Below are 21,476 nucleotides of genomic sequence, written 5' to 3'. Positions count from 1 at the left end.
ACAATAAACTTATTTTAAATAAACAACTTATGCTACTTATTTAACGTGACAAATACTTGGTCATATCCTCAATGCCTTTTAAAGTCATTGGGAACATATGATCATCAAAAATTTGCTTAATGAAGGCAATGGTTTGGGTATAGTGCCAATAATTTTGCTCTTCAGGATTTAACCATGCGGTTTTTTCAAAATGATTGCGCAAACGACGTAGCCAGACTTCGCCTGCTTCCTCATTATTGTATTCCACCGAACCACCGACCGATCGAAGCTCATAAGGCGCCATACTCGCATCACCAACCACGATGACCCGATAATCTTTACCATAAGTATTGAATAAATCCCAAGTATTCATTCGTGTTGATGAACGACGGAAATTATCTTTCCAGACATAATCATATAAACAGTTATGGAAATAAAAATATTCCAAAGTTTTAAATTCTGTCTTTGCCGCACTGAAGAGTTTTTCACATTGTGCAATGTGCGAATCCATCGATCCACCCACATCAAACAACATCAATACTTTAATGCGATTACGACGCTCAGGCACCATTTGCACATCAAGTATGCCCTGCTTGGCGGTTTCGTAAATTGTCCCGTTAATGTCCAGCTCTTCAGCAGCACCCTGACGAGCAAATTTACGTAAACGACGCAACGCCATTTGCATTTGCCGAGTACCTAAAATCTGTTCATCATCCAGATTTTGATATTTACGTTGTTCCCAGACTTTAACAGCAGAGTTTTTGCGACTTGGACCACCAATCCGCACACCTTCAGGATGGTCACCAAACGCACCAAACGGTGATGTGCCCCCTGTACCGACCATGCGGTTGCCGCCTTGATGCTTTTTATGCTGTTCACGTAACCGTTCTTCCAACATTTTCATCAATTCTTCAAGCGAACCCGCTTTCATCAGTTCGGCACGTTGTTCAGGGGTCAGATGCTTTTCAAGCAACTCCAGATCAAACCAGTCTTTGGGTAATTTCTGCACCTTACTGAGCAAATCATCGATATCAAAGGTTTGAATACCCTCAAAATAATCTTTCATGGCACGGTCATATTTGTCAAAGAAACGCTCATCCTTGACCATGACCGTTTTGACCAATTGATAGAAATCATTTTGATCTGCAAACACCAAACCTTCACTGACCGCCTGATTTAAATCGATCAGCTCACGTGTCGAAACAGGAATGCCATATTTTCTGAGGGTATAAAACAATCGCACAAACATGTTGCGCTCTCCTCATTAACGACGTGACATAAATGCAAGACGCTCAAGCAACTGTACATCTTGCTCATTTTTGATCAGTGCGCCATATAAAGGTGGAATTGCTTTAGATTTGTCATGATTACGCAATACATCTTCTGGCATGTCATCCGCCATGAGCAGGCTGAGCCAATCAATTAATTCAGAGGTTGAAGGTGGTTTTTTCAGCCCCGGAACCTGACGCAGTTTAAAGAAAACCTGTAAGGCTTCAGAAACCAAAGTGCCTGAAATACTTGGGAAATGCACCGCAATAATTTCACGCATGGTAGCTTCATCAGGAAATTCAATATAATGGAAGAAGCAACGACGTAAAAATGCATCTGGCAGTTCTTTTTCATTATTTGATGTGATGATAACAATTGGACGTTGTGTTGCAGTGATGGTTTCACCTGTTTCATACACAAAGAACGACATTTTGTCGAGTTCATGCAACAGGTCATTTGGAAACTCAATGTCCGCTTTATCAATTTCATCAATCAATAAAACACAGCGTTCTTCGCTGGTGAAGGCTTCCCACAGTTTACCTGGTTTAATATAGTTTTTAATGTCATAGACACGATCATCGCCCAACTGGCTGTCACGTAAACGTGAAACCGCATCATATTCGTATAAGCCTTGCTGAGCTTTGGTGGTTGACTTGATGTGCCAAGTAATCAACTTAAGTCCCAAACTTTCAGCCACTTGCTCTGCAAGTAAGGTTTTACCCGTTCCCGGCTCACCTTTGACTAAAAGTGGTTTTTGTAATGCACGTGCTGCTTTGACAGCAAGCTTTAAACTATCCGTCGCGATATATTGAGACGTACCTGTAAATTGTTGAGCATCAACAGACATAGATAACCTTTATTTTTAATATTTAAAGTGGTGAAACTTTTTTAGTGACTGTGGTTTTTTGCAGTGTATTTTTATTGGCTTTATACTTAGACCAGAAATAGCCTAGCATTAAGCCCACACCAATCACAAAAGTAATAAGTGCTGCATTTGACCAAATGAGTGGATTATCTTTAGTTAAAATACCAAACATTAATCCAAAAATTGCAGGTGCAATTGCAGAATTAGGTCCTTCTGAAATTGTTGGCGTTGCTATCACAGCAAATACAATAATCCATGTAATCCCGCCTAATGGTGAAGGCAATCGTTTTGCAATCGAAGACCAACACCACAATATAATCAATGCCCCAAGAACATAGACAGTAACCGCTATACTGTCTTCAGGGATAGAATCGAGTACTTCTGCAATATTTGCCCATATTCCTGATAATTGATCAAGCACCGCGTAAACCCTCTGGCTCTACCGCATTTGGATTAATTAAACCTTCTGGCGGCATTTGTAAGAAAAAGCCTTTTGTTTGCAATGAATCAATGACATGTAACACATTTACACGTGCTAATTTACGAGATTCAGTTAATTCAAGGTGCATCACATGTGTTGCTCGACCAAAAGCAGCACGTAAAGGCTCAGATAAAGCTGCTAATGGATCAGCATTTTCATCTTCATTTGGATGATTTGGACGCGCTACATAAAGATACATTTCATCTTTTTTGCTTGACTTATAAATATCACAATGCATTTTATTCAACAGTGTTACTAAAAACTCAAGGGACAGCATACATGAAAAAAACAACAGATACATTAGCGTTTGTTAACGCATCGGTCGTTATTTTGTGCTGTTTGTAAATTCTTTAACCAATTTATTTATATAGCGCAAAGTTTCAATTTAATCTATGGGTAAACTTCCATTTGTGCTGACAAATAAGGCTTATCCTTGGACAATAAACGAATCAAAGGCTGAGTTAGGACATCATAGCGCCACCCAAGCAAATAACGTGGTAGATCCTGCTCATTACGATGAAAAACAACATGTTGATATAATGCATTCAACCATTTTTTTCGCATTAATACTTCTTTAGGTGTTTGCATTTCATTTGCAACGTTTTGAATTAAATCATCCACTGCTTGCGTAACACCTTGAGAAGAATGCTTAATAGGTTTAGCAATACGCAAAGGCCAATCGTCCATTGCAGGTAAAAATTTTAATAAATCTAAAATCGTTTTACCGTGCTCACGTACAATATTTGGACGAATATCTTTTGCTTGAGCCAACTGAAAGTTATTTTTTGGATTTTTTTCAACCAAATCATTCATGGTTGAATTTTTTAAAATAAAACTTCGAGGTTGATTTAACGCTTTAGCCAACTCTTCACGCCACAAACTCAATTGTTGTAATTGCATCAACTGTTTACGTGAATGTCGATAATTTCCAAGATCAGAATATAATTTATCTTTTGGCGTTTCCTGTGCAATTTCGTATGTCAAGTGATTACAATCTTCAATCACACATTCATACAAACCTTTGGCTTGCAACTGCGCTTTCAGATGATTTGCAAGCTGCACAATATACAAAACATCATTTGCAGCATAATCCATTTGTTTACACGTTAATGGTCGTGCCAACCAATCAGAACGCGTTTGATCCTTATCTATCTCGATATCTAATATGATTTTCAGTGCTAATTGATAACTCACTTGCAACCCATGTCCTAAAAAAGACATAGCGACTTGAGTATCAAAAACATTTTCCAAGCAGTTTTTTTGAGAATAATGATAAATTAAATCAATATCTTCACTACATGCATGGAATATATTTTGTTCCGCTTGATAAATTGATGACCAAAATGTAGATAAATCAAGTGTTGTACCATCAAGCAAAAATACTTGATTTTCAACATTAATTTGAAAAACTCCAAGTTTTGGCCATAAGGTGTCGACCTTTATAAATTCTGTATCAAGACCATAAACAGAACTTTGACGCATTAACTGAATAACGTGGTCGAGTTCATTTTGTTGATTAATAAATTGAAACATGCCTGTTAGCGTCAAATGTTGCATTTAAATGATTTGTTGATTTTACCCTAATATATAAAATATAAATATAATAAATTTAAGATAATTTACAACAAAAGCTATATTTTTCAGCAATATCAATACAACAAATCTATTTTAAAAATAGTTTTTAACACTTAATCCCTATACAAATCCATTTATATATGAATATCACCTGAAAACAATCACTCTCATGATCTTTTTGCATCGTGGCACAAAATCACGAGCATTGAGTAACATTTATGAAGGACAATTGTAAATATTTATATTTCAAAAAATAAAGTTTTAGGAAAAACACGAATCATTTCATTTTCATAAAATTAAATAAAAAAATAAGCACATAATGTGCTTATTTCATTTTCATTCGATTATGAACAGCTTGACTCAAGGTATGACTATCTACATATTCAAGCTCACCTCCTTGAGGTACACCTTGTGCAATACGCGTCATTTGCAAGTTTAAATGTTTGGTTGCTTCAACCAAATAATGTGCTGTGGCTTGCCCTTCAACGGTGGCATTTGTTGCTAAAATAACCTCATGAATCTCTCCTTGAGATAATCTTTGCACTAAATATGGAATCCCAATTTCTTCAGGACCTATGCCATCTAAAGGTGACAAATGCCCTCCAAGCACATGATATTTCCCTCGAAAACTACCACTTTGCTCAATCGCCATCACGTCTGCTGGAGACTCAACGACACAAAGTAGATGTTCATCTCGGTCATGTGAAGAACAAATGTCACAGACATCATTTTCAGTCAAAGAATGACAAATAGCACATTCATGAATATAAGAAGTCGCCTCATTTAAGGCATTTGCCAAACCGATCGCGCCTTCTTTATTTTTCATAATCAAGTGTAAAGCCATGCGTTGAGCTGACTTTGGTCCTACACTTGGCAGTACTCTTAAGGCTTGTACAAGCTGATCAAAACGATTGCTAAACACTGATGCCGCAACCCTTAGAACATGCCCGCAAGACCTGGTGGCAAGCCCATCCCAGAGTTTGCTTCTTTCATTTTTGCTTCAGACACAGTTTCAGCTTGACGTGCAGCATCATTGATTGCCGCAGCAATTAAATCTTCAATCATGTCAGGATCGTCTTGCAATAAATCTGGGCTAATTTCAATGCGTTTAACCACATTACGGCAAGTCATTGTGACTTTAACTAAACCACCACCTGCTTCAGCATGAACTTCTGTTTGAGCAAGCTCTTCCTTTGCTTTTTTTACATTATTTTCCATTTCTTTTTGCATGCGTTGTGCTTGCTGCATTAACATTTGAACATTCATAAATGTCTCCAAAAAAAATTAAATCTACTGAAAATAGCGAATTAAATTAAATCTAAACCACGAGATAGATCGCGAATAATATCATCAATATTTTCTAATCCAACAGATACACGGATTAAACCTTCCTCAATCCCTGCGGCTGCTTTGGCTTCCGCTGACATTCTACCATGTGAGGTTGTTGCAGGATGCGTAATCGTTGATTTTACATCACCTAAATTACTGGTGATTGAAAGGAAACGTGTCTGATCAATGACAGTCCATGCACCTTGACGCTCACCTTTAACAACAAAAGATACAACACCACCAAAACCTGATTGTTGTTTTTTCGCCAATTCATGCCCAGCATGGTTGGGTAAACCAGCATAATAAACTTTTTCAATTTTTGGATGAGCATCTAGCCATTCTGCAAGTTTTTGAGCACTTTCACAGTGTGCTTTCATGCGTAGACTGAGCGTTTCTAAACCTTTTAGGAAAATCCATGCATTAAATGGACTCATTGAATTACCTAAAGTACGAATTACACCGTTAATTTCTTCAACCAGTTTATCTTTACCCACCACCGCACCACCCAACGCGCGACCTTGACCATCAATATATTTAGTTGATGAATAAACAATGAGGTCTGCACCAAATTTAATCGGTTGTTGTAATACAGGCGTACAGAACGTATTGTCTACAGCAAATAAAGCACCATGCTCATGCGCAATATCGGCAATGGCTTGCATATCACCCACTTGTGCAAGTGGATTAGAAGGTGTTTCGATAAAAAGTAAACGTGTATTTGGACGGATTGCTTGCTTCCAAGCATCTAAATCTTCTAAATCAACAAATGTGACTTCTACAGCAAATTTAACAACATATTTTTCAAATAAAGAAATAATTGAGCCAAATACAGCACGTGAACAAATCACATGATCGCCCGCTTTAAGATATGCCATACATACTGCATGTACCGCTGCCATACCTGAGCTTGTTGCTACTGCGCGTTCTGCACCATCTAAAACAGCCAAACGTTTTTCAAAAGTTTGTACAGTTGGGTTGGTATAACGAGAGTAAGTATTTCCTTCGACTTGTCCTGAAAACTTAGCGGCTGCATCGGCAGCACTTTCACAAACAAAAGATGAAGTTAAGAAAATTGGCTCACTATGTTCACCCTCAAAACTACGTGTATGACCTGTACGAATTGCTAATGTATCAAGTTGGTATTCTAGGTCGTCTTGTTGGCTCATCTTAAATTCAGTTATTCACTGCCTTTGCAAAGTATTGCTAACATTTTGAGCGTCTAGTGTATTTAAGGTCAAGGTATAATATGAAATTATCGCTTAGACTTCGATCAAACTTTTATGATTTTTGGACAAAAACGGTTTATGGAACAATTCAAGAGTATTTCTCCAGTTCGTTCGAACAAAATCAAAAACCTTTCAAGACGTATCTTCAATGGTAAATCTTTGGTTTTATCACAAAGTACGCCTTATGAAGTGATTGGTCGTTATAAGCATGCAAAAATTCGTTTTTATGCTGCAACAGAACGAAAATACCAAGAGCCTTTGGTTTTTGTTGCACCTTTAGCAATTAACATGTCTATTTATGACTTATATCCTTATCGTTCTTTAATTAAATATTTTACTGAACAAGGCTTTGATGTTTATTTATTGGATTGGGGCAAACTCAGCTATAAACATTATTACCTGAATTTTTTAAACTTTATTGATGAAGCTATTCCTTATTGCATTGATCGCATTCGTGAACATGCTCAAAGTGAGCAAATTTCTTTGCATGGTTGGAGTATGGCAGGTATTTTTGTTTTACTGTATACCGCACTACGTCAACCAAACTATGTCAAAAACTTGATGGTCATGGCAAGTCCAATTGACAGTTATTCTTCTGGTGGTATTGGAAAACTGTATAAAAAAATCAATATGCTGTTATCTAAAAATCATAAAATTCAGCAATCAATTTATCAAGGTATTATTCCTAAAAAAATCCTACATACACCTGGCATTTTAAATGCAATTGGTTTTAAAATTTTAGACCCTAAAGGTTGGTATGAAGGACATAAACAACTTCTACTTAATTTAGACAATGAACAGCTTTTGCATGAGCATGCAACTTTGGGTAATTTTTTAAATCATATGATTGATTATCCTGGGGGTGTAAATCATGACATGCTCTTTAATGTTTGGTTACAAAACCCACTTAAAAATGGTGTAATTCAACTTAAAAATAAAAAAATTGAATTAAAAAATATCGATTGCTCTTTGATGATCGGTGCAGGTCGCAATGACCAAATGGTAACTGCCGCAGCAGTTCAGCCTTTGAGCCAATTGACAAATAGCCAAGATGTCACGTTTACTCTAATTCCTGGCGGACATTTAGGTTTAATGTCAAGTCAAAAAAGCGCTGACGAGTTTTGGCCTACTCTGGCACTTTGGTTAGATGAACGTTCAACAAAAATTTAGGAATTTAATATGATCCAGTCTGTTGCATTTATTGGTTTAGGCGCTATGGGTTACCGTATGGCAGCACATTTACCAAAACATTTTAATGACGTATATGTCTGGAATCGAAATTCTGAAAAAGCCAAGCAACATGCAAGTGAGTTTGGAACTCAAGCTGTAGATCTACAACAAGCGGTGCAAGCAGATATTATTTTTTCTTGCTTACCAACGAGTCAAGATGTAGATGAAATTTTAGCGCAAGTTAGCCCCAAAAAAGGCAGTATTTGGATAGATTGTACCAGTGGTGTACCCGATACAGCGAAAGCCCAAGCCGACTATTTAGCAAAGCAAGGCGTTTATTTTTTAGATGCTCCTGTAAGTGGACAAACTATTGGGGCAGAAAACGCGACTCTAACATTTATGGTCGGTGGTGATGCTACGGCTTTTCAAAGGGCTTTACCTGCAATGCAAGCAATGGGTTCACTGATTAAATTAGTCGGAAGTTCAGGTGCAGGTTTTGCAGTTAAAGCCATTAATAATATGATGATGGCGGTACATTTATGTGCAGCAGCAGAAGGCTTTACAACGCTTAAAGCACATGGCGTAGACTTAAACGAAGCTTTGGCTTGTATCAATGCATCAAGTGGAAAAAGTGGGGTTACAGAAACTGCTTTACCACAACGGATTTTAAATCGTGAATTTCCTCTTACTTTCGCTTTACCTCTTTTAGCCAAAGACACAGGAATAGCTGTAGATCTCATTCGTGATGCACGACTTTCAGCACCTGTGATTGGCTTAACACAAAGTTTGATTCAAGCTGCAAATGCTTTAGCAGAACCAAATAGCGATTTTTCTACTGCCGTTAAATTGTATGAGTCTTGGAGCAATATCACCCTTAAATAAGCTCATCTGCAACATATGGTATTTATTTTTAGTTCTGTTTCGGTATTGGGTAAAAGTTTTTATCCAATACCATGATCATTAGCAAAATTTTAGAGTGCCATAACAGTTATTTACAGGTCTTTGACCTAAATCCATTGCAGGAATATCTACAGTTGCACCTAAAATCCCTCCAATTGCATCTAAAGCAGATAAACGCACACCTGAACCATCCATGGTTAAATTTGCAAACTGAGTATCAGGAACTGAGAGCCACCAACCTTTTTTAGCTGCGATATTATTCCATTGTCCTGTGGCAATGTTTTGCCAATTAATATCTTTTTTCTGTAAAGATAAATACGCACCACTTGTCGGATTACCATTAACATCAGATACTTGTAGTCGATGTGCTGTATTAAAAGGAATATTGTTCATATTTGCAGTTAACTGCAAATCTATGGGTACAGGAATAAAACCACCCAACATTAAGCGAGCTGTTGCCTTTAAACCCGTTAAACTAAAACTTGTAGAACGATCTGCAATAATTGTTCCTGAATAGTCATTCACTCGAGCATTTGCTGTCCCAATTAAAGTAATATTGATGCCATTAATATTTGCATTGGTCACACGCACACCAATATCACCACTCAATGAGTTAATACCAGTATCATCGGTTAAAGTTGATGTATTTTCATTTGAACCCAAACTCATCATACCCAATGCCGAAAGTGCACCTAAACGAAAACCTTCAATACTTCGTGTTGAAGCTTGGTTTGAGTTTGAAATTGCAAACTCAACAAAAGGGTTATTCAAAATAAAATCTGTCGTTGCGCCTGCACCTTGTGCATTACTGGTCGTAATCCCTGTTAAAGCAACATTATCAATATCAATATCGCAACCTGCGCCTTTTGAGCCACCACATCCGAGTTGTAATTTTTTAATATTGGCGTTTAAAGCAATCTCAGCTTCCATACCTAAACGATAGAAACTTAAACCTTGGCTACTATTGTCTGTTTTATTTAAATTAAATAACGCCTGACCTTCAATATTTGATAATTCTTCATCACTGAGTTGTGACAAACCATTGGCTTGTGCTGTTTGCAAACAAATAAGAAAACCACATAAAGCCAATAACTTTATTTTTTGTCTTGACATGTTCCTATGCCTTATTTTATTAGACCTTGCCTTATTTTTATAAAAAACCCAACAAAAAAATATATAAGTTATGTGAATTTTCAAAATAATGGTGACATAAAAAATACATATAAATCAAAAGAAATAATATTTAATTTCAATTTTAAACTATACAAAAAGCAAACAATATTATGGTGATCAAAAACTCAAAGAATAAAAAATCATTTCAATGTAAAGAAATTTTTGAATTGCAGATTTCATTTTCACTCAGCATTTCAATCTGAACTTTCTTATATCTGCTTTAAATAGATGATGATCTTTTTATTTACTCAAGAAAAAAAATTAGATTTGTCATGCTAAAAAGCCCTTCATCACTGAAAGGCTTTTCCCCCTAAACCTTTTTACAATGATTCAGGTTATTTTTTAAAAAATAGTATTAATAACTATACTTGAGTTATGCATCTGCACTTTATATCGAATAGTTTTACAACCATCAATTCAACTATGAACCCAAACTTGCATGACCTATTAAATATACTAAGGTTGTAAGTGCAACATACATCAATAAAAAGAATATGAAACTCATAGACTTAGCAAGCATATCTTATCTCCCTATCCTGTTATTGATTACTTCTTATACAACAAATATTATACTTACACAATCTAATAGAAATATTACTTTACATATAAATACCTGATAATACTGATATTTATTTATAAAAACTACAAATAGAATGCACAAAAACTACTTAATATCTCATTATATTTTGCCAAATCATTTATAAATAATAGTTTTATATAATAAAAAACTTCATCTGAGTTGATGAAGTCCTAAAAATGTTACTTTTATTATCATTTTTAATAATGAGTTTATCTTATAAAATTATAAGCCCGTATGAATATTTCCAATCAAATAAATCAAAGAAGTCAGCATACAAAACATCACAATGAAAAAAAATAAACTCTTGGATGTATAGATAAGTTGATCAATATTATAACTATAGATTTTATGTTTATTTTTCATAAAGCCCTCTTCAGTTTTAGAACAATTTTCCCTTCAATTAGTAGAATATTCAAATGTTGATGGCTCAGTTAAAAAAATACCTGCACATCATGTGGCAGGTATATAAAACTTTCCCCAAGGTTACAACATTCTCCTTCTTTGAAACGCATAATACACAGAACAAATAACATAATCAACATTTATTGTGAAATAAATCACATTATTTTAAGATTTGGTAAGATTAGACCAGTTAAAGTGTAATGTAAAAATAGAGAGACGATAATATCCATCCATACATTGCTAAAATTTGATTGGCTTTAATATTAAAATTTGGTTTATTTGTTGTTTATTTAGACTTTTTATACAGGTGTTTACTTTGATTTTACGGCTATTTCCAACATACTCAGGTTTATTTTGTCTGATCTCATGAGTTCTTATGTCGACCTTTAGCAATATTACTGTAATTGAGCATGAAAATGATAAAGTTGCTTTATTAATTGATGGTAAAGCAATTTCAGAGCGTTATGAAATTCATCACGAAAAAAAAGTGATTGATGAATTAAAAGCTTTAGAAGATGGTCAAGCACTCAAACTTTTTGAACAGTTTATTTTTTCACATACAGATTTAAATTTAGAACATGCCTACTTATATAGTACATGTATTATCAAGCAAAATACGGCATACAAAGTTGTGGTTAATTTTATTTATAAATTAACTGTTTCAGGACAAGCACCTTCAGAACATGTCATTACCAATCAAGGTAAAGCAATGACTGCGGAAGATATCAAAAAGTTTATTCAAGACCATGTCGAAATGTCTTTGACAAAATATACTGACTTAAATTATGCCTACTAAAAAATAAATGCAAAAATAAGCGCTATCAAATGATAGCGTTTTTAAATTTTTTACATTCCAAATTTTAAAAATTATTTTTATCGTCACCTAATTTTGCAAATTGTGCTTCCATATCATTAAATGCATCGGTAAAACCAACTAAAGAAATTTTATTCTCTATAGCTTGACCTTTGTTTTGTTGAAAACGTGTATAGGCATAATTACCACGTTTCAACTGCCCAACAATGCTCGTACCATTTCTAAATAGCCCTTCACGCTCTTGTAGAGAGTCGCCTTGATCTACACGAACAAATGCCATTGTATTTTTTTCGTGTTTATCTCCAATATTTACAATATATTGGCTGTTCATATGTAAAATAGAAATTGGACCTTTGCTCATCACACATGCTTTCATATCATCAAAAGCTTTGTACTGACATTTTATTTTCCAACTCGCTCGTCCTAATAGTTTATTTTCCAAAGGAGAAATCACATCACTATTTTTAGTTTGTGTATTTACCCGTGTGATTAAGGACGACAATTGATCATCCGCTGCATGTACAGCTCCCGTCAAAAAAACTGGAAAAACTGCCAAAATGACCAACCCCATTAACGTATTTTTAGACATAATAAAACATTCTCTGTTAAGCTCTTGCTAAAATTCACTATGGAAACAGCAAGTTATAGTAATGAATAAATTTTGTTGCACTATACCTGAAATTAGGTATTTTTCACTACTTTTATAAAAATAATTTAAATTACAACAAGTTTACTCATGCATCTTGCAATTTTTTGTATATCCCCATATCCAAAAAATAAGATTTTTTTTGCATTAATAGCTGATTATTTTTTAAATTATTCATCCATTATTTTTTATTGCCCCAAATGAAACGACGACAAAAAAACTTAAAGTTGTGACTTGCTTCTCAATTATATCAACAAATCGTACAATTTATCAGCAGAATATTTAAATTTAATCACTTAATACACCTACAACAATTCATTTTTTCTTATAAGAAATAAGTATATTAAGTGATATTTTTCACATAGATTAGTAACCATTTGTTTTTATAGAAATTTTACAATTTTCTTTATATTGTGCCAAAAGCTGTGTTAAGCCATTCATCAACACACTTGTATCTACACCCACTGCCACAAATTCAGTACCTAAATCTAAATATTTCTGTGTCATTTCATGTTGTGTTGATAAAATTCCTGCTGCTTTGCCTGCTGCACGAATACGTTGGATAGCATCTATAACCACTTTTTGTACTTCAGGATGGTTAGGATCACCTTGATAGCCCATACTTGCAGATAAATCTACTGCCCCAATAAATACGCCATCTATTCCATCTAATTTTAAAATTTCGTCTAAATTTTCTAGACCTGTCACAGACTCTATTTGAATCAATAAACAGATATTTTCATGTGCTGTTGCATAATAATCAGGAATACTGTTCCAACGTGTTGCTCGTGCTAAGGCTGCACCAACGCCACGAATGCCTACAGGTGGATAATTCACCGCTTTGATCATAAGCTGAGCTTGCTCCACTGTTTCAACCATTGGAATCAATAAAGTTTGTGCACCAATATCTAATAATTGTTTAATAATTTGGACATTTCCAATAGGTGGACGTACAACTGCTTGAGAAGGATATGCTGCGATACTTTGGAGTTGTGATAATGTTGTTCTTAAATCACTTGGCGCATGTTCACCATCAATCAAGAGCCAATCATAACCAACATTTGCTGCAATCTCAGTACCATAGGCATCTGCTAAACCAACCCAGAGACCAATTTGTTGTTGGGTTTTCAACTTTTTTTTGAAATGATTTGTATGATCAAACATTGACTATTTCTCGATGACTGCAAAAACTGTTTTATTAAACCTTGATTAAATAAAAGTACAAATATTGATTTTATATGATGTTATTGCTTAAAAATCTGATTCTATTTTCTTTTAAAATTAATCTTTACCCATAAAATGTATATCTAAATTTTAAAATGCTCTTCTTTTACATGAAGATTAAAGTAAAATCGGAAATTATCGATTAATGGAATCTTATCTTATGGATTTGCTCAGTATTTCTAAAAAGCGTTATACCACAAAAGCTTATGATGCCACTCAAAAAATCCCTCAAGCACAATTTGAACGTTTACTTGAAGTTTTACGTTTAGCACCTTCTTCAATTAATATCCAACCATGGCACTATTTTATTGCAGACAATAACGCTGCCAAACAACGTATTGCAAAAGCCCTTGTCGGTAAATACGCTTATAATGCACCCAAAGTTTTAGATTCATCACATACTATTTTATTTTGTACCCAAGCCGACATTACTGAACAACATTTAGAAAACTTGTTAAATCAAGATGATCTCAGTGGTCGTTTTAAAGATGAAAAAGCAAAACAAGGTCAAAAAGACAGCCGCACAGGTTATGTCGATTATTATCGTAATGAAAAAGGTGATATTCAGCGTTGGGCAGAAAATCAAACTTTTATTGCACTTGGTCAGGCTTTATTGGCTGCGGGCATTGAAGGCATTGATGCAACACCAATCGGTGGTTTTGATGAAGATATTATCAGCCAAGAACTAGGGCTAGAAGAAAAAGGGCTGATTCCTTCTGCCCTACTCACTTTAGGTTATCGTAGTGAATCTGATTTCAATGCTAAACTCCCTAAATCTCGTCTAAATAAAGAAGAGATTTTTACCCAACTTTAAAGATACATTTGGGGGAAAAGCTCCCCCTTTTGTAACCATCATCTGTTATGAAATAGGATAATTTTTTGAAATTTCTTGACTGATCATCACCGCAGTTGCAGCAGAAAGTGTCCAACCTAAATGTCCGTGTCCTGTATTATAAAAAACGCGTTCATGCTTTCCTCGTTTAACCACAGGCATCATATTTGGCATCATTGGTCTTAATCCTGCCCAAGGAGTGCAATGCTCTGTTGAAATTTCAAAGTTTTTATTTGCCCAATCAACTAAAGGTTGAATACGATCTGCGCGAATATCTCGATTATAGCCATTAAACTCCGCAGTACCTGCGATACGCAAACGATTTTTACCTAAGCGTGAAGTTACAATTTTTGCACTTTCATCTAATAAACTGACCCATGGCGCACCTTTTTGGCTATCTTCATCTTCAAGTTGCACTGTAATCGAATACCCTTTAACAGGATAAATATTCACTCGATCACCCATTTTTTCTGCCAATTGATAACTTCCCACCCCACCACAAATGACAATGGCATCCGCAGAAATTTGAGCTAAAGCCGTATAGTCTTGTTGCATATTGGCTGCACTTGGATGGTACTGAATATGAATACCTTGTAAATTGCGTTCTATATGTGCAACTTCCATCCCAAACAAATATTTTACGCCATATCGTTCTGAAGCTTTGGCTAAGCCCATCGTAAACTTATGAATATCACCTGTTGCATCTTTAGGACAATAAAAACCACCATAATAATTGCCTGTTAAACTCGGCTCAATTTGAGTAATTTCCTCAGGAGTAATTGCATGGCGCTCTAAACCACCTGCACACAATAAATCGTTGACTGAGGTTGCAACCTTATAATCAGCTTCATTATGATAAAAATGTAAAATTCCACGTTTTTCTAAGTCAAACTGAATGTTTTCTTGTTCTGCAATTTCAAATAAACGTGCTCTTGCCAACAAGGCTAAACGTACTGTTTCTTTGGTATTGGCTTGATAATGTTTAATATTTCCTAAAAACTCCATGAGCCAGCTATATTTATGCAAACTAAAAGAAGGATTTAATAATAAAGGTGCATTTTTTTTAGACATCCACTTTATACCCTTGAGTACTGTGGCTTTTTGATTCCAAACTTCTGCATTACAAGCAGATAATTGTCCACCATTGGCAAAAGAAGTATCCATTGCAGGAAAAAGATGTCTGTCTATAACAGTAACAGCATAACCAAGTTGGGCTAATTCATAAGCTGTTGTTACACCTGTGATTCCCGCACCAATTACAACAATATGACGCATGTGCATACTCCTTTGAAATACAAAATTTCATGTATGCCCCATCTGTCATTGGTACCTGAGAGCTTCGGATACAAATACACACCTATGTATTTTTTCCATCCCCTTCGGTGAGTCACCTAAATGACTACTCTCCAGATTTTGTTTATTATTACAGTCCTTTTGCCTGAGAGTTTCCGGGGTCGTTGCTCCTTCGGCGTGTCTACAGAAGACATCTCTCCTGCAATAATATTTATTATTGTGTAGCAATCACTATGCCATTATCTATAAAAAACTCAAGTCACCTTTTATAAATATTTTAAAAATGGCAAATTAAACAAGCGTAAATTCAATAAGCCAAAACAATCATCTATCTATTTTGAGCAATGATTGTTTTGACTAAAAAATACAAGTGGTCTTTATAAGAATTTATTCAATAAATAATAATGCCAAGCGTACTTGGTCATATCCCATACGAGGACTACTTAGCTCGACTATAGGACGCAACTTTATGTTGCCATCTTCACTAAAATGACTTGGATCTTGTCTTTTTTGCAGTTTTTTATAAATTTTTCGAACTTGCTCAAGTACATTTTCATCTGGGCTTGCCACTGAAATATCTAAACCTTGTTCACGATGTAGTTTGGCTAAATGATTAATAATCGTTGCAGGGGTCAAACCACGTTCTTGTGCAATATCTTGAATGTCATAACCATTTTCAAATAATTCACGTGTTTCATCTAAAGTTGCTGTGGCATAGCTAGTTTTGCCATTAGTTTTTGCCAGCTTTTTCTCATTGCGTTGAATTTCAGTTGCATTTAAAGTCCCTCCACAATGACGAATAAATGCATTGTGTTGTACTGTTAAGTCCGTTTCTGCAAAATTCTGTTCGGCTTCCGTTGATAACTCCTGAAAACGTCGATCTGCTTTAATGGCTAAACTGTCTAACTCTAAAGCTTGCTCATTAAAACCAAGTAAACGTAATCCATCTATAGATTTTAAACGTGAAAGTGCGACATAGCCTTGTCCTTTTTCAAAGGTATGTGTGAGATTAATCTCCGCTGCTTCTAGTGTCATGCCTTGTGATTTATGGATCGTGATCGCCCAAGCCAAACGCAAAGGTACTTGTTGTAAACTCGCGATGGTTTTACCTGCATCATTATCCACTGACCATGTTTCAGGCTCTACTAATAATGTTGTTCCGTCATTGAGTTTAACTTTTGGCAAAATGCCTAATTCATCATCTTCTTCAAAACCAATCACTTCACCCAGACTGCCGTTAATATAGCCCATATCAAAATTGTTTTTTACAAACATCACTTTGGCATGTTTTTTTAGCGTTAACTCATCAGGCGCACGTACTGAAGACTTTAAGGTTTCAATGAGTTTTTCATTGCCATCTGTGACAGCAACAAACTGATGTTCTTTACCTGAAATTTCATTTAAATGTTTAAAATTAAGACTATCGACATCCATATTATGTGTATATAAACGGGTATAAGTATCGCCAATATCTTGTTTTTTTGTCGCTTGTAAAGCCTGAATATGCTGTGCTTGAATACTCTGCGCTCGAATCGCATTTAAAATATCATTTAATGCAGAATCATCTTGGCGATGTTGCTCCGTTAAATAACACACACGAAACTTCGCCTCAACCCAAGCATTTGACATAAAACAGAATTTATCTCGATTTTTTTCATCATTTTTGCCTACAGGGGGTAACTGGAAAAAATCTCCAGCAGCAATCACTTGAATACCACCAAAAGCTTCATCGGATTCTTTAAAGTATTTTAGAACTTGATTGACTAAATTCAGTTGCTTTGCATGCAACATCGAAATCTCATCAATAATCAAAACTTGGGCATTTTCTAAATGTTCTTTTAAGTATTTACGTTCTTTCATCCGCTTTAAATCATCGTCTGAAAGTATGTCTTTAATTCCAATCCCTGCCCATGTATGGATTGTCATTCCATTCATATGCGTTGCTGCAATGCCTGTAGATGCAGTGATCGCTACAGGAACTTTTCGCACTTTTAAATAGTTGATGTATTGATTTAAAGTATAGGTCTTTCCTGCACCTGCGGAACCTGTCAAAAAGACATTTTCACCTGTTTTCATTAATTTAAGTGCAGTTTCTTGTTTCATAACAACCTAGACCTTATCAGACTGCTATAGCCTAACGATTTTTGCCATAAATGTTAAGTTTTTAAGCAAAAATCCGTGCATCTGCTGCTTTTTTACGAAGTGTTAAATTAAATTCTGCAATAAATGCATAGACTTTATTTAAACATGCTTCATCTGCGGCACGATTACTCGGATATTTCAACTGATCAAATTGTAACTGCCCATTTTGATACAAACAGCCTAAAGTTAAACATTGTTCAGGATTTTGTTCTGCATAGACATGAAATGCGACATATTCATAAACGGACATACGCTCTGCATAAACATGCGCTAAGCAATGTTTATAATCTACAGATTCTTGAATGACACGTTGTAACTGATGTAATTCTTCAAAATACCATTCTTCAAAATAAATGACAGCTTCAGGTGACAACCGCTCCCATTCTTCAATATTTACTTTATATTTCAAATGGCTTAATGCCACATCAAACTCAAGCTGCTGATGCCATTCATAAGCATGTTGAAACAAACCTTGCCAAGTCATATTTTTATTCAAGACTTTCTGTTGTGAAAAGTGTTCAAGTAAATAATCCGCAACATAAGAATCAAAAATACTCATACTACGATTTTGATGTGGTATATAATGTTTAAAATGTTGTCTAAAATCCGACACACTGATCTGATTTTGTTTTAAAATTTTAAAAAAATCATCGTGTTGTTGCGCTGAAGGTTCAATAAATTCATATAGCTCAGATGGAATATTCTGCACAGTTTGATGCAAAAAAATCATATAAGCTTGCATTGCCCGACTGAGTTTTAAATAACTTTGTTTAATGATCTTTTGATTTTTCTGCGACAAAACATGCAGTAATGCGAGCCATTCTTCAATATATAACATCGAAGAACTGATCACCATTTTTTGTTCTAAATGTTCAGTATGACCATTTAAACGATACTGTGTATTTTCTGCTTGTAAAAACCAGTGTTGTTGTATGGCGAGCGCATGACAATCTGCCAATAACAAACGCGCTGCAATATTTTGAAAATATTTTAAAGTCATTAAAATGACATGAGGATGCACATAGCTACAATCGAGTAAACTTAATGCCGTGATTGCGACACGCAAATTTGGGCTTTGAATCGATTGGCTGATCCATAAATTGAGTTCAAAGCTTTGTTTAAATAACCAATTTACAGTTTTTGTTTGATAAAAAACAGGACGGCGAGCCAACAATGATTCATCCCAATACACACTTTTTGCATCTAAAAATTGTTTTTTATCTAATAAATTTTGATATTGCCAATAGCCACGATGCATGAGTTTTGCAAAAGGTAACATGTGTGGTTTTTCTTGAGCATGTTGCATCAACAAGGAAAAATCTGTTTTCTTATTGAGAAGATCAACCAAATGAAATTGTTCTGGATAAAAACATCGTACTAAATCATAAATGGCTTTTGGCATAAACCGCTGTGCTGAAAAGCAAAATTTTTCATAATGTGGAATTAAAGCTTGTACCGAAATAAGCTGTTCGCCTTGGACTGAATTTGCCAAACATAAATGCTTTAAATTCAATTCCACTTCCAATGGGATCGTCTGTCCAATCTCCACAAATTTTGTTAAATAAGCCTGATCATAATAGTTTTGTTGCATCAATAAATGATCTATAGCGTGTGCATCTTGCTGTGAAATTGTATATAAAAATTGTTCAATCCGATTTTCTGCATCTACCCATTCAAATATCTGTTCGATTAAAGTTTGACGTAAAAGTTGTACATTGGTTTTAACAGTTGTGGGATGTTGAGCAACCTGATGACCTGTAAAAAATGGAATGTGTTGTAAAATAAATTGGGAAATTTTTTCAAAGGAAAGTTCTTTATTGGGTTTACTCAACCTTATAAGAACTTCTTCATCAAATTCAATCACAAATAGACCGTTCGCGATTGAGATGTGTTGCGGTGAATGACAAATTTTCAGCATATTTTCCGCATTAATATCCTGTAAATATGCCCATTGATCTTGAAATACTTGCATCAATGCAGGGGCAATATTCAATAAACTTTGTGCTGTCCATTGATGAGGATGCATCTTTTCTTGATCTTCTGATGGCAACATCGCTAACGTCTCATTCAGGTGGGTAAATATACTTCGTCATATCGATATACGTATCAGCTTTTCATTATACCCTATCTAATGACATCTCCATTTTTTGCCATATATTTTTTAGTTACATCCATTCTGCTAAAACTCAATATATTTCAAAGCCTTTATTTTTCTTCATTTTTTATTTGGTAGGTTTTAGGTAGGTATTAAAAATAAGGAACAGCACGGATACTCAATCTCAAGGTGATCATCACCTTTCGGATGATTAATAACAAATATGGTAGAAGGAATCGCACCATGGCTTTTAAAAATATTGCAGATCAAACTAACGGTTTTTATATTCCTTGTGTTTCACTTTTCGGACCAGGCTGTGCCAAAGAAGTTGGCGTTAAAGCACAAAATTTAGGTGCAAAAAAAGCACTGATTGTAACCGATGCTGGTCTTTTCAAATTTGGTGTCGCAGATCTTATTGTTGAATACTTGAAAGAAGCTGGCGTAGATAGTCATGTATTCCCTGGCGCTGAACCAAACCCAACAGACATTAACGTACATAATGGCGTTAATGAATATAACGATAATGGTTGTGACTTTATTGTTTCTTTAGGTGGTGGTTCATCACACGACTGCGCAAAAGGTATCGGTTTAGTGACAGCAGGCGGTGGTCATATCCGTGACTATGAAGGGATTGATCAAAGTAAAGTTCCAATGACACCTTTGGTTGCGATTAACACAACCGCAGGTACAGCATCGGAAATGACACGTTTCTGCATCATTACCAATACTGAAACACATGTCAAAATGGCAATTGTTGATTGGCGTTGTACACCATTAGTTGCGATTGATGATCCTAAACTAATGATTGCTAAACCTGCGGCTTTAACTGCTGCAACAGGTATGGATGCACTTACACATGCAGTTGAAGCTTATGTTTCAACTGCAGCAAACCCAATCACAGATGCTTGTGCAGAAAAAGCAATTAGCATGATCAGTGAATGGCTCAGTCCTGCGGTTGCCAATGGTGAAAATATTGAAGCACGTGATGCAATGGCATATGCACAATACTTAGCAGGTATGGCATTTAATAATGCATCACTGGGTTATGTGCATGCGATGGCACACCAACTCGGTGGTTTCTATAACCTTCCGCACGGCGTATGTAATGCGATTTTATTACCACATGTTTGCGAGTTTAACTTAATTTCATGCCCAGATCGTTATGCAAAAATTGCACAGCTTATGGGTGTAAATACACATGGTTTAACCGTAACTGAAGCAGCTCAAGCAGCAATTGATGCTATTCGTAAATTATCAGCATCTATCGGGATTCCGTCTGGTTTAGCTGAACTTGGCGTAAAAGCTGAAGATCATGTCGTGATGACATCAAATGCGCAAAAAGATGCGTGTATGCTTACTAACCCACGTAAAGCAACTGATGCTCAAGTGGTTGCGATTTTTGAAGCAGCGATGTAAATCCTCTCCCATTTATACGGCTGTTTAACTACCTTTGGAATATCACTTCGGCGATATTCCTTTTT

General features: G+C 35.4%; 19 protein-coding genes and 1 riboswitch. Of the genes, 5 read left to right on the top strand and 14 right to left on the bottom strand.

What is annotated here, in order from left to right; all coding sequences use genetic code 11:
• Positions 1-40: 40 nt before the first annotated feature.
• The 8 genes from HX124_RS09015 to HX124_RS08980 all read right to left on the bottom strand — a co-directional run bounded on the left by HX124_RS09015 (position 41) and on the right by HX124_RS08980 (position 6,664).
• Complete coding sequence (locus tag HX124_RS09015; RefSeq protein ID WP_107007727.1) at positions 41-1,228, bottom strand: vWA domain-containing protein; 1,188 nt, start codon at positions 1,226-1,228, stop codon at positions 41-43.
• Between the two features lie 15 nt (positions 1,229-1,243).
• Positions 1,244-2,095, bottom strand: coding sequence for an AAA family ATPase (locus tag HX124_RS09010; protein WP_107007728.1), 852 nt, complete (start codon positions 2,093-2,095; stop codon positions 1,244-1,246).
• A 22-nt stretch (positions 2,096-2,117) separates the two neighbouring features.
• Positions 2,118-2,534, bottom strand: coding sequence for a hypothetical protein (locus tag HX124_RS09005; protein ID WP_286376859.1), 417 nt, complete (start codon positions 2,532-2,534; stop codon positions 2,118-2,120).
• The gene (locus tag HX124_RS09000) at positions 2,527-2,832 is read right to left on the bottom strand and encodes a YcgL domain-containing protein (protein WP_107007730.1); all 306 of its coding nucleotides are present in this window, start codon (positions 2,830-2,832) and stop codon (positions 2,527-2,529) included. Before HX124_RS09000 ends, HX124_RS09005 begins: the two co-directional genes overlap by 8 nt.
• A gap of 152 nt (positions 2,833-2,984) precedes the next feature.
• Positions 2,985-4,127, bottom strand: coding sequence for a ribonuclease D (locus tag HX124_RS08995; protein WP_286382321.1), 1,143 nt, complete (start codon positions 4,125-4,127; stop codon positions 2,985-2,987).
• A 367-nt stretch (positions 4,128-4,494) separates the two neighbouring features.
• Positions 4,495-5,091, bottom strand: a complete 597-nt coding sequence (gene recR / locus HX124_RS08990; protein WP_286376861.1) for a recombination mediator RecR — start codon at positions 5,089-5,091, stop codon at positions 4,495-4,497.
• Between the two features lie 14 nt (positions 5,092-5,105).
• Positions 5,106-5,435, bottom strand: coding sequence for a YbaB/EbfC family nucleoid-associated protein (locus HX124_RS08985; protein WP_107007732.1), 330 nt, complete (start codon positions 5,433-5,435; stop codon positions 5,106-5,108).
• Positions 5,436-5,476: 41 nt separating this feature from the next.
• On the bottom strand, positions 5,477-6,664 hold the full coding sequence (locus tag HX124_RS08980; RefSeq protein WP_286376862.1) for an O-succinylhomoserine sulfhydrylase: 1,188 nt from the start codon (positions 6,662-6,664) through the stop codon (positions 5,477-5,479).
• A gap of 138 nt (positions 6,665-6,802) precedes the next feature.
• Here HX124_RS08980 and HX124_RS08975 point away from each other — a divergent pair, with 138 nt between their 5' ends.
• Positions 6,803-7,894 carry an alpha/beta fold hydrolase gene (locus tag HX124_RS08975; RefSeq protein ID WP_286382320.1) on the top strand — a complete coding sequence of 364 codons (1,092 nt, stop codon included), beginning with the start codon at positions 6,803-6,805 and terminating at the stop codon, positions 7,892-7,894.
• 9 nt (positions 7,895-7,903) lie between these two features.
• Entirely contained in the window at positions 7,904-8,776 is an 873-nt protein-coding gene (locus HX124_RS08970; RefSeq protein WP_286382319.1) for an NAD(P)-dependent oxidoreductase, read from the top strand.
• 78 nt (positions 8,777-8,854) lie between these two features.
• On the opposite strand, the gene HX124_RS08965 is transcribed toward HX124_RS08970, so the two are convergent.
• A complete protein-coding gene (locus tag HX124_RS08965; RefSeq protein WP_286382318.1) occupies positions 8,855-9,907 on the bottom strand; it encodes a hypothetical protein in 1,053 nt (350 codons plus the stop codon).
• 1,418 nt (positions 9,908-11,325) lie between these two features.
• Here HX124_RS08965 and HX124_RS08960 point away from each other — a divergent pair.
• Complete coding sequence (locus HX124_RS08960) at positions 11,326-11,745, top strand: hypothetical protein (protein WP_107007735.1); 420 nt, start codon at positions 11,326-11,328, stop codon at positions 11,743-11,745.
• A 64-nt stretch (positions 11,746-11,809) separates the two neighbouring features.
• On the opposite strand, the gene HX124_RS08955 is transcribed toward HX124_RS08960, so the two are convergent.
• Positions 11,810-12,352, bottom strand: a complete 543-nt coding sequence (locus HX124_RS08955; protein ID WP_228198997.1) for a hypothetical protein — start codon at positions 12,350-12,352, stop codon at positions 11,810-11,812.
• Positions 12,353-12,775: 423 nt separating this feature from the next.
• Positions 12,776-13,573: a 4-hydroxy-2-oxoheptanedioate aldolase gene (hpaI, locus tag HX124_RS08950; RefSeq protein WP_286382317.1), complete on the bottom strand. Its 798-nt coding sequence runs from the start codon at positions 13,571-13,573 to the stop codon at positions 12,776-12,778.
• A gap of 220 nt (positions 13,574-13,793) precedes the next feature.
• On the opposite strand from hpaI, the gene nfsB reads away from it, so the two are divergent.
• Complete coding sequence (gene nfsB, locus HX124_RS08945) at positions 13,794-14,447, top strand: oxygen-insensitive NAD(P)H nitroreductase (protein ID WP_107007737.1); 654 nt, start codon at positions 13,794-13,796, stop codon at positions 14,445-14,447.
• A gap of 45 nt (positions 14,448-14,492) precedes the next feature.
• Here nfsB and HX124_RS08940 read toward each other — a convergent pair whose 3' ends face one another.
• The 3 genes from HX124_RS08940 to HX124_RS08930 form a co-directional block, all read right to left on the bottom strand.
• Positions 14,493-15,740 (bottom strand): D-amino acid dehydrogenase, encoded by a 1,248-nt coding sequence (locus HX124_RS08940; RefSeq protein WP_286376869.1) that lies wholly within the window; start codon positions 15,738-15,740, stop codon positions 14,493-14,495.
• 141 nt (positions 15,741-15,881) lie between these two features.
• A riboswitch (glycine riboswitch) is annotated at positions 15,882-15,970 on the bottom strand.
• Positions 15,971-16,145: 175 nt separating this feature from the next.
• Positions 16,146-17,861, bottom strand: a complete 1,716-nt coding sequence (locus HX124_RS08935; protein WP_286382316.1) for a DEAD/DEAH box helicase — start codon at positions 17,859-17,861, stop codon at positions 16,146-16,148.
• A gap of 61 nt (positions 17,862-17,922) precedes the next feature.
• Complete coding sequence (locus HX124_RS08930) at positions 17,923-19,953, bottom strand: hypothetical protein (protein WP_286382315.1); 2,031 nt, start codon at positions 19,951-19,953, stop codon at positions 17,923-17,925.
• A 285-nt stretch (positions 19,954-20,238) separates the two neighbouring features.
• On the opposite strand from HX124_RS08930, the gene mdh reads away from it, so the two are divergent.
• Positions 20,239-21,411: an iron-dependent methanol dehydrogenase gene (gene mdh, locus HX124_RS08925; RefSeq protein WP_286382314.1), complete on the top strand. Its 1,173-nt coding sequence runs from the start codon at positions 20,239-20,241 to the stop codon at positions 21,409-21,411.
• Positions 21,412-21,476 lie beyond the last annotated feature (65 nt).

The sequence above is a fragment of the Acinetobacter sp. 226-1 genome (assembly GCF_030329325.1).
GTDB classification, from domain to species: Bacteria; Pseudomonadota; Gammaproteobacteria; order Pseudomonadales; family Moraxellaceae; genus Acinetobacter; species Acinetobacter sichuanensis.
This window is presented reverse-complemented; position numbering and strand designations above follow the sequence as displayed.

Excerpts from the sequence above, each read along its gene's own strand:
- HX124_RS08935 (WP_286382316.1), bottom strand. The coding sequence starts at position 17,861 with ATGAAACAAGAAACTGCACTTAAATTAATGAAAACAGGTGAAAATGTC.
- hpaI (WP_286382317.1), bottom strand. The coding sequence starts at position 13,573 with ATGTTTGATCATACAAATCATTTCAAAAAAAAGTTGAAAACCCAACAA.
- HX124_RS08985 (WP_107007732.1), bottom strand. The coding sequence starts at position 5,435 with ATGAATGTTCAAATGTTAATGCAGCAAGCACAACGCATGCAAAAAGAA.
- nfsB (WP_107007737.1), top strand. The coding sequence starts at position 13,794 with ATGGATTTGCTCAGTATTTCTAAAAAGCGTTATACCACAAAAGCTTAT.
- HX124_RS09000 (WP_107007730.1), bottom strand. The coding sequence starts at position 2,832 with ATGCATTGTGATATTTATAAGTCAAGCAAAAAAGATGAAATGTATCTT.
- HX124_RS08930 (WP_286382315.1), bottom strand. The coding sequence starts at position 19,953 with ATGTTGCCATCAGAAGATCAAGAAAAGATGCATCCTCATCAATGGACA.
- HX124_RS08980 (WP_286376862.1), bottom strand. The coding sequence starts at position 6,664 with ATGAGCCAACAAGACGACCTAGAATACCAACTTGATACATTAGCAATT.
- HX124_RS08940 (WP_286376869.1), bottom strand. The coding sequence starts at position 15,740 with ATGCGTCATATTGTTGTAATTGGTGCGGGAATCACAGGTGTAACAACA.
- HX124_RS08955 (WP_228198997.1), bottom strand. The coding sequence starts at position 12,352 with ATGTCTAAAAATACGTTAATGGGGTTGGTCATTTTGGCAGTTTTTCCA.
- HX124_RS09010 (WP_107007728.1), bottom strand. The coding sequence starts at position 2,095 with ATGTCTGTTGATGCTCAACAATTTACAGGTACGTCTCAATATATCGCG.
- HX124_RS08975 (WP_286382320.1), top strand. The coding sequence starts at position 6,803 with ATGGAACAATTCAAGAGTATTTCTCCAGTTCGTTCGAACAAAATCAAA.
- HX124_RS08970 (WP_286382319.1), top strand. The coding sequence starts at position 7,904 with ATGATCCAGTCTGTTGCATTTATTGGTTTAGGCGCTATGGGTTACCGT.
- mdh (WP_286382314.1), top strand. The coding sequence starts at position 20,239 with ATGGCTTTTAAAAATATTGCAGATCAAACTAACGGTTTTTATATTCCT.
- HX124_RS08995 (WP_286382321.1), bottom strand. The coding sequence starts at position 4,127 with ATGTTTCAATTTATTAATCAACAAAATGAACTCGACCACGTTATTCAG.
- HX124_RS08965 (WP_286382318.1), bottom strand. The coding sequence starts at position 9,907 with ATGTCAAGACAAAAAATAAAGTTATTGGCTTTATGTGGTTTTCTTATT.
- HX124_RS09015 (WP_107007727.1), bottom strand. The coding sequence starts at position 1,228 with ATGTTTGTGCGATTGTTTTATACCCTCAGAAAATATGGCATTCCTGTT.
- HX124_RS08960 (WP_107007735.1), top strand. The coding sequence starts at position 11,326 with ATGTCGACCTTTAGCAATATTACTGTAATTGAGCATGAAAATGATAAA.